This window comes from Spirosoma daeguense (assembly GCF_054776875.1).
Window position 1 is genome coordinate 676,246 of record NZ_BAAHBF010000004.1, and the last position, 12,150, is coordinate 688,395.

Sequence of the window (12,150 nt, forward strand, 5' to 3'; positions counted from 1 at the left end):
AATTTTAAAACAAAAATCCCCGGTCATTCCTAACCGGGGATTTTCATATCAGTTACATTCGAGATTTAAACCGTAGCCCGTTTTTTGCTACGTGCAAACGACTCGCGTGATTCTGTTAACGTATCGAGTTCTTCTTTCGAACCGACAATCGCATTCTGATAACGGCGGATACCTGTACCAGCCGGGATCAAATGACCTACGATTACGTTCTCTTTCAAGCCTTCGAGCATATCGCGCTTACCACGGATAGATGCTTCACTTAAGACCTTCGTAGTTTCCTGGAAGGAAGCTGCCGAGATGAAACTATCTGTACCTAACGAAGCCTGTGTAATACCCATCAGCGTTGGTTGCGAAACGGCAGCCATTGCATCACGAACGGTCACAAGAGCCATATCACGACGTTTCAGGCTCGAGTTTTCGTCACGAAGCTGACGGCTCGTTACGATCATACCAGGTTTGAAGTTCTGCGAATCACCAGCGTCCATTACTACCTTAGCATCAAGGACTTTGTCGTTTTCCTCACGGAACAACCACTTATCCACAACCTGACCTTCAAGGAAGTTCGTGTCGCCAGAGTCAATGATTTCAACTTTCTGCATCATCTGACGCACAATGGCCTCGATGTGCTTATCGTTGATTTTCACTCCTTGCAAACGGTAAACCTCCTGAATTTCATTTACCAGATATTCCTGAACAGCCGTTGGGCCTTTGATCGCCAGAATATCGCTTGGCGTAATTGCACCATCTGATAACGGAGCGCCTGCCCGCACGAAGTCATTGTCCTGTACAAGGATAAACTTCGACAGCGGCACAAGGTATTTCTTCTTCGTACCGTCTTTCGACTCGATGAAGATTTCGCGGTTACCCCGCTTGATAGTTCCATACGTAACAACACCGTCGATTTCGCTTACAACAGCTGGGTTCGATGGGTTCCGAGCTTCGAATAATTCCGTTACCCGTGGCAGACCACCCGTAATATCGCGGGTTTTACCAACGTTACGTGGAATTTTAGCCAGCGGCTGACCTGCTTTAATGTTCTGACCCGCTTTTACAACCAGACGAGATCCAACTGGTAAGTTGTAGCTCTTCTGTAATGGGCCACCATCGTTATCTGGCAAGTGTAATGTCAGGGTTGTTGTTCCTTGTACAACAATGGCTGGATTTTTCGCTTTGTCACGGGTTTCGATGATCACCATCTCCTGGAAGCCCGTCTGCTCATCGAACTCTTCACGATACGTGATACCATCTTCAATAGCATCGAACGTCAACGAACCAGTAAGTTCAGACAGGATAACGGCGTTATAAGGATCCCAGGCGCATATATCATCGCCTTTCTTCACTATATCACCTTCTTTAACCCGCAGGAATGCACCGTATGGTACGTTATTGCTGATTAATACCTGGCTACGATCTTCAGGATTCACGATCCGAACTTCACCCGAACGGCCCATTACAACCGTCTGAGGATTTCCTTCGGCATCTTCTGATTCAACCGTCCGCATTTCCTCGAACTCGATCAGACCATCGAATTTCGCTTTGATCGATGCATCGACAGCGATGTTCGATGCCGTACCACCTACGTGGAAGGTACGTAGTGTTAACTGTGTACCTGGCTCACCGATAGACTGCGAAGCAATAACGCCTACAGCTTCACCAATATCGACCATCCGGCCCGATGCCAGATTACGACCATAGCATTTTGCACAAACGCCTTGTTTCGATTCGCAGGTCAATACCGAACGAATTTCAACAGTTTCGATACTCGTTTCATCGATATGAGCTGCTACGTCTTCCGTAACTAACTCACCAGAGGCAACGATCAGTTCTTTCGAAAGCGGATCATAAATATCATGAACCGTAGTACGTCCCAGAATCCGCTCAGAAAGTGGCTCAACGATATCTTCGTTATCTTTCAGAGCAGATACCTGCAGACCACGTAGCGTTCCGCAATCATCTTCGCTGATGATTACGTCCTGTGCTACGTCGTGCAGACGACGAGTCAGGTAACCAGCATCAGCCGTTTTCAGAGCTGTATCGGCCAGACCTTTCCGGGCACCGTGTGTCGAGATAAAGTACTCCAGTACGTCGAGACCTTCTTTAAAGTTCGACAGAATTGGGTTTTCAATAATCTCACCCACTGAGCCTTGCAGGTTCTTCTGCGGTTTCGCCATAAGGCCCCGCATTCCACCCAACTGACGAATCTGTTCACGAGAGCCACGAGCTCCCGAGTGCATCATCATGTAAATTGAGTTGAACCCACCCTGATCAGCTTCAAGCTGCTTCATCAGCGTTTCGGTCAGACGAGAGTTTACGCGCGTCCAGATATCGATAACCTGGTTGTAGCGTTCGTTCTCAGTAATCAGACCCATCATGTAGTTATCCCATACGCCCTGAACTTCGGCTTTGGCTTCTTCAACCAATCCTTGTTTAGCTTCTGGAATCATGACGTCGCTCAGACCGATCGACAAACCGCCCCGGAAGGCCATCTGGAAACCAAGCTCCTTAATTTCGTCAAGGAATTGAGCGGTCCGCGCACCTCCCGAAATTTTGAAGATAAACGCAATAATCTGTTGCAGTTTTTTCTTCGTCAAAAGTTCGTTGATATACCCAACTTCTTCTGGAACAGCCTGATTAAATAATAATCGGCCAGCAACTGTATCGATTACTTTATAAACTAACTCGCCACTTTCATCCCGGACTTTCACCCGGCATTTAATGTTGGCGTGCTTAGAAATTTTTCCTTCGTTGATACCGATAATAACTTCTTCGGCACCATAGAACGTCATACCTTCACCCAAAACTGGATATTCGGGTGTACTCTTACGTCCTTTCGTTACGTAGTAGAGACCCAACACCATGTCTTGCGATGGTACTGTGATTGGCGCACCGTTGGCAGGGTTCAGGATGTTGTGAGAAGCCAGCATCAGCAGCGACGCTTCGAGCACAGCTTCCTGTCCTAGTGGTACGTGAACAGCCATCTGGTCACCGTCAAAGTCAGCATTGAACGCTGTACAGACAAGTGGGTGCAACTGAATCGCTTTACCTTCGATCAGCTTCGGCTGGAATGCCTGAATACCCAAACGGTGCAGCGTTGGAGCCCGGTTCAGCAGAACAGGGTGACCTTTCAGTACGTTTTCCAGAATATCCCAGATAACCGGATCTTTGCGGTCAACGATTTTCTTCGCTGATTTCACCGTTTTCACGATGCCCCGCTCAATCAGTTTCCGAATAACGAACGGCTTGAACAACTCAGCCGCCATGTCTTTCGGCAGACCGCATTCATGCAGTTTCAGTTCAGGACCAACCACGATAACCGAACGACCAGAATAATCGACACGCTTACCGAGCAGGTTCTGACGGAAACGACCTTGTTTACCCTTCAGCATGTCAGACAGCGACTTCAGGGCACGGTTACCTTCTGAGCGAACAGCGTTAACTTTCCGCGAGTTATCGAACAATGAATCGACAGCCTCCTGCAACATCCGCTTTTCGTTACGTAGAATAACTTCAGGCGCTTTGATCTCGATCAGGCGCTTCAGACGGTTGTTCCGGATAATAACCCGACGATACAGGTCGTTCAAGTCAGACGTAGCGAAACGACCACCATCCAGAGGGACAAGCGGACGAAGCTCGGGCGGAATTACCGGCACCATCTTGATTACCATCCACTCTGGGCGGTTCTCAATACGTCCGTTTGCTTCACGGAATGCCTCAACAACTTTCAAACGTTTCAGCGCTTCCGCTTTACGTTGCTGCGACGTATCAGTAGCCGCTGCGTGACGTAGTTGGTAAGAGAGTTCATCTAATTCCAGACGAGACAGCAGCATTTCCAACGCTTCGGCCCCCATCTTAGCGATGAATTTATTCGGATCTTTATCGTCGAGGTGCTGATTTGTGCTCGGCAATTTGTCAATGATATCCAGATACTCATCTTCCGTCAGAAAGTCGAGCTGATTGATACCATCTTCGGCTTTTACACCAGGCTGAACAACTACGTAGCGTTCGTAGTAAATAACCTGATCCAGTTTTTTTGTAGAAAGACCAAGCAGGTATCCTATTTTGTTTGGCAGACTACGGAAATACCAGATATGCGCAACGGGAACCACCAGTTCGATGTGTCCCATGCGTTCCCGGCGAACTTTTTTCTCCGTAACTTCAACACCACAGCGGTCACAGATAATGCCTTTGTAGCGAATCCGTTTGTATTTACCGCAATGACACTCCCAGTCTTTCACAGGCCCAAAAATGCGCTCACAGAATAAGCCGCCCATCTCGGGTTTGTAAGTCCGGTAATTAATAGTCTCCGGCTGTGTCACTTCGCCGTAGGAACTCTCCAAAATAGACTCCGGCGATGCCAGGCTGATGGTCACGCTCTGGAAGTCGCTATTGAGTTTTTTGTTCTTTTTGAACGACATTGGTTGGAGATTATAGGTTTGAAAGAGAAACAGGGGGCTCGGAGCACAGCACAAGGATTGTCTTCGTAGACTCCTTTCACCATGCTCCTTGCACCATGTCTCGTTATTCTAATGTAATTTCAAGGGCAAGACCACGTAATTCGTGCACAAGTACGTTGAACGATTCTGGAATATTTGGCTTCGGCAGGTTTTCACCTTTAACGATTGCCTCATACGCCTTCGCCCGACCTACTACGTCATCCGATTTCACAGTCAGAATCTCTTGCAGGATATTCGAAGCACCGAACGCTTCGAGCGCCCATACTTCCATTTCCCCGAAACGCTGACCACCGAACTGCGCTTTACCACCCAGGGGTTGCTGTGTAATGAGCGAGTAAGGCCCAATCGAACGTGCGTGCATCTTGTCGTCGACCAAGTGACCGAGTTTGAGCATGTAAATAATACCCACCGTTACTTTCTGATCGAAACGCTCGCCCGTTAAACCGTTGTAAAGGTATGTCCGACCAAACGATGGCAGTCCAGCGGCATCAAGTTCATCAGCAACTTGCTGTTCGGTAGCTCCGTCGAAAATAGGTGTTGCATATTTGCGATCTAACTTCTGACCAGCCCAAGCCAATACGGTTTCGTAAATCTGCCCCAGGTTCATCCGAGAAGGTACGCCCAACGGATTTAGTACGATATCGACTTTCGTTCCGTCTTCAAGGAATGGCATGTCTTCGTCACGAACAATCCGGGCAACAACCCCTTTGTTACCGTGGCGACCAGCCATTTTATCCCCTACTTTCAGTTTCCGTTTTTTAGCGATATAAACTTTCGCCAGTTTCACGATACCCGCAGGCAGTTCGTCACCAACTTCAAGTGTAAACCGTTCACGCTTAAACCGACCTGTAATTTCGCTCCGACGGTTATTGTAGTTTTTCACCAATGAAACAGCCATTTCATTTAGCTTTTCATCATCTGTCCACTCGTTCAGATTCAGATCAGCTAGCAGGTTAGCTTCTTCTGGTACGGCATAACCACTCTCGTCACGATACGCGTTTTTATCTGGAAAGAGGTTATCGGTAATATTTTTCCGGTTAAACTTCACGCCTTTACTCACAACTTCGTCGCCGAATTTATGCTTAACACCTGCGCTGGTTTTACCTTCAAGCAGAGCCACTGTTTTTTCAATCATACGAGCGCGGAAGTCTGTCAACTCACGGCTGTATTTTTTCATCAGAGCTTTTACTTCATCCTTGTGCTTACCACGCTCTTCCTTGGCCGGACGGGCAAACAGCTTGGTATCGATAACTACACCTTTCAACGACGGTGGTGCTTTTTTCGAAGCATCTTTCACGTCGCCCGCTTTATCACCAAAGATGGCACGTAGCAGTTTTTCTTCCGGCGTTGGGTCGCTTTCGCCTTTTGGCGTAATCTTACCAATCAATATATCGCCTTCTTTTACTTCCGTACCGACGCGAACAATACCGTTTTCATCAAGGTTACGAACTGTTTCTTCCGATACGTTCGGGATTTCTGAGGTCAATTCCTCTTCACCACGTTTAGTATCACGAACTTCTAGTTCAAACTCTTCGATGTGGATAGATGTAAAGATATCTTCACGTACTACACGCTCCGAAATTACGATAGCATCCTCGAAGTTATAACCCTGCCATGGCATAAACGCCACTTTCATGTTACGTCCCAGCGCCAGTTCACCTGCCTGCGTAGCATAACCTTCGCACAGTACATCTCCTTTCTTCACCTTCTGGCCTTTCAGCACCGTTGGTTTTAGGTTAATGCATGTGTCCTGGTTAGTACGGCGGAATTTAATGAGGTTATACGTTTTCGTATCATCATCAAACGTAACAGCCAGTTCGTCATCGCTCAATTCATATTTGACAACAATTTTAGTTGAGTCAACAAAATCGATAACGCCATCAGCCTCGGCAATAACAAGCGTCCGCGAATCGACAGCAACACGACCTTCCAGACCTGTACCTACAATTGGCGCTTCAGGACGTAGCAACGGTACAGCCTGACGTTGCATGTTCGAGCCCATTAGAGCCCGGTTAGCATCGTCATGCTCAAGGAACGGAATCATGGAAGCAGCAACCGATACGATCTGGTTCGGAGCAATATCCATAAATGTTACGTTTGAAGGCTCAGCCATCGGGAAGTCACCTTCAAAGCGAGCTTTCAAACGGTCTACGTGGAAGTTACCTTTATCATCAACGCCTGCATTTGCCTGAGCGATGTAATGCGTATCTTCTTCTTCGGCCGTTAGATATTGAACGGGTTTATCCATAGAAACCTTACCATTTTCAATGATACGGTAAGGAGTTTCGATGAAGCCCATGCTGTTAATTTTCGCGTAAACACACAGCGAAGAAATCAGACCGATATTCGGACCTTCCGGTGTTTCGATTGTGCACAAACGACCATAGTGCGTATAGTGTACGTCACGAACCTCAAAACCCGCTCGTTCGCGCGACAGACCACCCGGTCCCAGAGCTGACATACGACGCTTGTGCGTCACCTCTGCCAGTGGGTTAGTTTGGTCCATGAACTGCGATAGCTGGTTTGTACCGAAGAACGAATTGATAACCGACGATAATGTGCGGGCATTAATCAGGTCAACAGGTTTAAAATCTTCGTTGTCCCGAACGTTCATCCGTTCTTTAATAGTCCGAGCCATACGGGCCAGACCAACACCGAATTGTGCATACAACTGCTCCCCTACAGTCCGAACACGCCGGTTGCTAAGGTGGTCAATATCATCAACAACTGCTTTCGAATTAATCAATCCGATCAGGTATTTCACAATCGACACAATGTCTTCTGTGGTTAACACCTTCATTTCAGATGAAATATCTAGCTGCAGTTTTTTATTGATCCGATAACGGCCAACATCACCCAAATCATAACGCTTATCCGAGAAAAACAAACTCTGGATAATTTCCCGAGCGGTTTGCTCATCTGGCGCATCAGCGTTACGTAGTTGCCGATAGATTTGCTCTACAGCCTCTTTCTCAGAGTTAGAGCTATCTTTCTGCAACGTATTATAAATAATATTGTAGTCGGCCATGTTCATGTCTTCTTTATGAAGAATAACCGAACTCTGGCCTGAGTCAATGATCACATCAATATCATCGACCGTGATTAATGAGTCACGTTCTAACAATACTTCATTTCTGCTGATCGAAACTACTTCGCCTGTATCCTCATCCACAAAGTCTTCTGTCCATGTACGTAGTACACGAGCAGCCAACCGACGACCAATAGCCTTCTTGAGGTTAGCTGGCGTAGCTGGAATTTCTTCTGACAGACCAAATAAATCAAGAATATCCTTATCCGAACCGAATCCAATGGCACGTAGCAACGTCGTTACCGGGAATTTCTTTTTCCGGTCGATATAAGCATACATGACATTGTTCACATCCGTCGAAAACTCAATCCATGAGCCTTTGAACGGAATGATACGGGCCGAATATAGTTTGGTACCATTCGTGTGCTTACTCATCGAGAAAAACACCCCTGGTGACCGGTGTAATTGAGATACGATAACCCGTTCAGCTCCGTTGATAACAAAAGAGCCTTTTTCGGTCATGTATGGAATGTTACCTAAAAATACTTCCTGCTCAATCGTTTCAAAATCCTCATTATCGGGATCGTTGTTCGATAGACGCAGTTTAGCTTTCAGCGGTACTGAATACGTTAAACCACGGTCAATCGACTCATCAACCGAGTACTTTGGGGGATCGACAGAATAATCGATGAACTCCAGTTTGAAATTCTCACGGGAGTCAGAAATAGGGAAATTTTCCTGAAATACTTTGAATAGCCCCTCTTCCGAACGTTGGTTAGAAGGCGTATCAAGCTGGAAAAAATCTTTGAAGGATTTTACCTGAATATCCAGAAAATCTGGGTATCCAATCACTGGCTGAATCGTCGCAAAATTTTTGCGCGTACTGATTTTCGCGTTTGTCGCCAAGATTATGCTTCGTTTAGTGCGTAACCGATTCTATATGTGTGCGTTGCGAAGATTTGCTACGGCACATAATTGATTTACAAGCTTTATTTTACAGATAAGATTTGCGTTAATATGGCCAATCCATCTACATTTGCTCTCATAAATCGATACTCCCCAGGCGTCATCCAACCCAAGGGGCGTAAGTAAAGAACATAAGGCAATAAAAATAAGTTTGTCTTTTGCAAGCGCTCAGACAAAAAGTCTCCAAACAGGAAAAGACCAGACGTTGGTCTGGCCTCCCCTATCTGGAGCGATATACAAATGCGCCGTTGCTTATTTAACTTCTACTTCAGCACCAGCTTCTTCGAGTTGCTTACGAAGCGCTTCAGCTTCATCTTTAGCAACGCCTTCTTTTACTGGTTTCGGAGCACCATCAACTAATTCTTTGGCTTCTTTCAGGCCAAGACCGGTTAGGTCTTTAACCAGTTTCACCACTGCCAGTTTAGCAGCACCAGCCGATTTCAGAATTACGTCGAAAGACGTTTTCTCAGCAACAGCCGGAGCAGCATCACCACCACCTGCAGCACCACCAGCTACCATTACAGGAGCAGCAGCAGCTGGCTCAATACCATACTCATCTTTCAGGATAGCGGCTAATTCATTAACCTCTTTAACCGTCAGGCTTACAAGCTGCTCAGCGAACGCTTTTAAATCTGCCATTGTAGTATTTTCTTAATTTGATTGTGATACAATTTGTTTAGTAAAGCGGCCAGACTGATTTACCAGAAATTTGGCCTCATTTGTTGTCGGAAAATTACGGACATTATATCCGCATTACAGCTAAGCTGCTTCTTCGCGCTCCGACAGCGTTTTGAGAATACCGGCCAGTTTGTTGCCACCACCCTGCAACGCCGAAATAACGTTTTTGGCAGGAGATTGCAGCAGACCAATAATTTCGCCGATAAGCTCTTCTTTGCTCTTCAGTGCAATGAGCGTATCAAGTTGATCGGCACCAATGAACAGGCTGTAATCTATCGAAGCAGCCTTCAGTTGCAATTTGTCATTCGTTTTACGAAACTCTTTGATAAGTTTCGCTGGTGCTTTCCCATTTTCAGGGTGAAACATCACCGCCGACTGACCATGCAACACCGTTTCGTTGAAAGGTGTGTAATCGGTTTCAAGTGGTTCCAACGCTTTTTTAATGAAGCTGTTCTTTACCACTTTGTACTCGATACCCCGTTCAAAACACATCCGACGTAACGTATTGACTTCAGCAACCGTCATGCCATTGGCTTCCGTGATGTAGAAGAAGGGAATGGTCTGAAACTTTTCAGCCAATTCCTCAATAATTGCTCCTTTTTCTTCGCGTTTCATGGCTTAAACTCCGGCTACCGTATTTTTATCAATCGTTACTCCCGGGCTCATCGTGCTCGACAGGTTAATCGATTTTACGTAGGTCCCTTTAGCCGAAGAAGGCTTCAGTTTTAACAACGTACTGATGATTTCCTGTGCGTTCTCAGCCAGTTTATCTGGCGTAAACGATACTTTACCAATGCTCGTGTGAATGGCACCCTGTTTATCAACTTTAAAGTCAATTTTACCAGCCTTCACCTCACGAACAGCTTTACCAACTTCCGGCGTTACCGTCCCTGATTTAGGGTTCGGCATCAAACCGCGTGGTCCTAATACTTTACCCAGACGACCAACTTTAGCCATAACGTTCGGCATCGTGATAATCACGTCAACGTCCGTCCAGCCTTGTTCGATTTTCTGAATGTAATCGTCCAGTCCCACGAAATCGGCACCAGCTTCTTTCGCTTCGTTTTCCTTGTCCGGTGTGCAAAGCACCAGAACGCGAACCGTTTTACCCGTACCGTGTGGCAACGTAGCAACGCCACGTACCATCTGGTCGGCTTTACGCGGATCAACGCCTAACCGAACGTCAATATCCACAGAAGCATCAAATTTTGTGTACGAAATTTCTTTCAGAATTTCGACCGCTTGCTGGATCGAATATTCTTTCGAACTATCGTATTTCGATTGCGCTTCTTTTTGTTTTTTCGTTAACTTAGCCATGTCTTTGTTTGCTTCGGCAAGTCTAATTAATTCTCAAAAGGCGATGTACCCGTCACCGTAATGCCCATGCTGCGGGCTGTACCTGCTACCTGCTTCATCGCAGACTCAACCGTGAAGGCATTCAGGTCTGGCATCTTCGTTTCCGCGATTGTCCGAACCTGATCCCACGTTACCGAGCCAACTTTTTTGCGGTTTGGTTGAGCAGAGCCGCCTTTCAGCTTAGCTGCTTCCATTAGCAGAATCGGTGCCGGTGGCGTTTTAATCACGAACTCAAAGGATTTATCCTTATAGTACGTAATCAAAACAGGTAATACCATCCCCATTTTATCCTGCGTCCGTCCATTGAACTGCTTGCAGAATTCCATGATATTTAAACCCTTGGAACCTAAAGCCGGACCAATTGGAGGTGCGGGGTTGGCTTGCCCACCTTTGACTTGCAGCTTAACGTAGCCACCTACTTCTTTTGCCATTGTGGTAATTGAGTTACGACCGCACGAGCGGCCTCGTTACTACTTAGGTTTCTTAACTGGTTAGCCACATAACCAATCCGCACTCCTTTCGTAACAAATCAACTGGTTTTGGTTGATCATCCTCTGAGGGAAGCATAGGATGCCGAACCACGGAAAACGAATCTGATGACTAGCTTTCCTTTTCTACTTGTGCGTAACTGAGTTCTACCGGAGTATTCCGGCCAAATATTTTTACAACGACGTTCAATTTCTTCCGGTCGTCAAATACTTCTTCTACCGTACCAATGAAACCACCAAATGGTCCATCGACAACTTTAACATTTTCACCTTTCAGGTATGATGACGTAGGTGCTGCCACCTCCTGAGTTTCCTCATCCACTTTACCTAGAATCCGGTTTACTTCGGCCTGGCGCAATGGAACAGGAACTTTCGATGTTGTTCCTACCTGCGAATTACCTAGAAAACCCAAAACACCCGGCATGTTTAGTATCATATCGAGCGCCCGGTTATTTCCTAAATCAGCCGAAATAAGTATATATCCTGGAAAGAATGACTTTTCCCGAACGCGCTTTTTACCATTGCGCATTTCATATACCTTTTCCGCTGGAATTAATACCTGCGGAATCACTTCGTCTAATTTTTGCCGGATAATCTCGTTATCGAGGTAAGATTTAATTTTCTTTTCCTGCCCCGATACGGCCCGAATTACGTACCATTGTATACCGCTCATGTAGTGATTGACGATTTACGAAGCACGATTTACGATTTATTGGGCTGTTGTACGACCAGGAAATCGTACGAAATCGTAACTCGTAATTCTATTTAGAATGACTGATAGAACGTATTCAGTCCGTTCTCGAAAACTAAATCAATTAACCCGACCAGTAGCGCAAAAATCAGCGAAGCTACCAGTACTAGTGTTGAACTAGATTGAAGATCGCTGAATTTAGGCCAAGTCACGTTATGCTGAACTTCCTCCCAAGAGGCCTTCAGAAACGAGATAAACTTGTCCATTTGATAAAAAGAGATGGCACGGGTGGAGAGATTCGAACTCCCATCAACGGTTTTGGAGACCGCTATTCTACCCTTGAACTACACCCGTGTATTTTAATCGTAATCGTCAGTTAGTAAGTATATCTTAGCAACTGTTTCTGAATTGGACTGCAAAAGTACGAAATAATCTTAAAAAACAAGTGCATTCCTATAAAGAAATGCACTTGTTTTTATTCGCACTGTA

At 46.0% G+C, this 12,150-nt stretch carries 8 protein-coding genes and 1 tRNA gene; all 9 read right to left on the reverse strand.

Annotation, left to right across the window (positions count from 1 at the left end):
* Positions 1 to 65: 65 nt before the first annotated feature.
* On the reverse strand, positions 66 to 4,415 hold the full coding sequence (rpoC, locus tag ACYVD4_RS15575; RefSeq protein ID WP_460947219.1) for a DNA-directed RNA polymerase subunit beta': 4,350 nt from the start codon (positions 4,413 to 4,415) through the stop codon (positions 66 to 68).
* Between the two features lie 103 nt (positions 4,416 to 4,518).
* Positions 4,519 to 8,388 carry a DNA-directed RNA polymerase subunit beta gene (gene rpoB / locus ACYVD4_RS15580; protein ID WP_460947221.1) on the reverse strand — a complete coding sequence of 1,290 codons (3,870 nt, stop codon included), beginning with the start codon at positions 8,386 to 8,388 and terminating at the stop codon, positions 4,519 to 4,521.
* 312 nt (positions 8,389 to 8,700) lie between these two features.
* Positions 8,701 to 9,087 (reverse strand): 50S ribosomal protein L7/L12, encoded by a 387-nt coding sequence (rplL, locus tag ACYVD4_RS15585; RefSeq protein WP_460947223.1) that lies wholly within the window; start codon positions 9,085 to 9,087, stop codon positions 8,701 to 8,703.
* A gap of 120 nt (positions 9,088 to 9,207) precedes the next feature.
* Positions 9,208 to 9,741: a 50S ribosomal protein L10 gene (gene rplJ, locus ACYVD4_RS15590; RefSeq protein ID WP_460947225.1), complete on the reverse strand. Its 534-nt coding sequence runs from the start codon at positions 9,739 to 9,741 to the stop codon at positions 9,208 to 9,210.
* A 3-nt stretch (positions 9,742 to 9,744) separates the two neighbouring features.
* Complete coding sequence (rplA, locus tag ACYVD4_RS15595) at positions 9,745 to 10,443, reverse strand: 50S ribosomal protein L1 (protein ID WP_460947227.1); 699 nt, start codon at positions 10,441 to 10,443, stop codon at positions 9,745 to 9,747.
* Between the two features lie 26 nt (positions 10,444 to 10,469).
* Complete coding sequence (gene rplK / locus ACYVD4_RS15600; RefSeq protein ID WP_460947229.1) at positions 10,470 to 10,913, reverse strand: 50S ribosomal protein L11; 444 nt, start codon at positions 10,911 to 10,913, stop codon at positions 10,470 to 10,472.
* 169 nt (positions 10,914 to 11,082) lie between these two features.
* The gene (gene nusG / locus ACYVD4_RS15605; RefSeq protein WP_460947231.1) at positions 11,083 to 11,643 is read right to left on the reverse strand and encodes a transcription termination/antitermination protein NusG; all 561 of its coding nucleotides are present in this window, start codon (positions 11,641 to 11,643) and stop codon (positions 11,083 to 11,085) included.
* 92 nt (positions 11,644 to 11,735) lie between these two features.
* Positions 11,736 to 11,927: a preprotein translocase subunit SecE gene (gene secE / locus ACYVD4_RS15610; RefSeq protein ID WP_460947233.1), complete on the reverse strand. Its 192-nt coding sequence runs from the start codon at positions 11,925 to 11,927 to the stop codon at positions 11,736 to 11,738.
* A 14-nt stretch (positions 11,928 to 11,941) separates the two neighbouring features.
* Positions 11,942 to 12,015, reverse strand: a tRNA-Trp gene (locus ACYVD4_RS15615).
* Between the last annotated feature and the right edge of the window lie 135 nt (positions 12,016 to 12,150).

Bases quoted from the DNA above. Each gene is read 5' to 3' on its own strand.
- rpoC (WP_460947219.1), bottom strand. From the start codon at position 4,415: ATGTCGTTCAAAAAGAACAAAAAACTCAATAGCGACTTCCAGAGCGTG.
- rplL (WP_460947223.1), bottom strand. From the start codon at position 9,087: ATGGCAGATTTAAAAGCGTTCGCTGAGCAGCTTGTAAGCCTGACGGTT.
- rplJ (WP_460947225.1), bottom strand. From the start codon at position 9,741: ATGAAACGCGAAGAAAAAGGAGCAATTATTGAGGAATTGGCTGAAAAG.
- rplA (WP_460947227.1), bottom strand. From the start codon at position 10,443: ATGGCTAAGTTAACGAAAAAACAAAAAGAAGCGCAATCGAAATACGAT.
- rplK (WP_460947229.1), bottom strand. From the start codon at position 10,913: ATGGCAAAAGAAGTAGGTGGCTACGTTAAGCTGCAAGTCAAAGGTGGG.
- nusG (WP_460947231.1), bottom strand. From the start codon at position 11,643: ATGAGCGGTATACAATGGTACGTAATTCGGGCCGTATCGGGGCAGGAA.
- secE (WP_460947233.1), bottom strand. From the start codon at position 11,927: ATGGACAAGTTTATCTCGTTTCTGAAGGCCTCTTGGGAGGAAGTTCAG.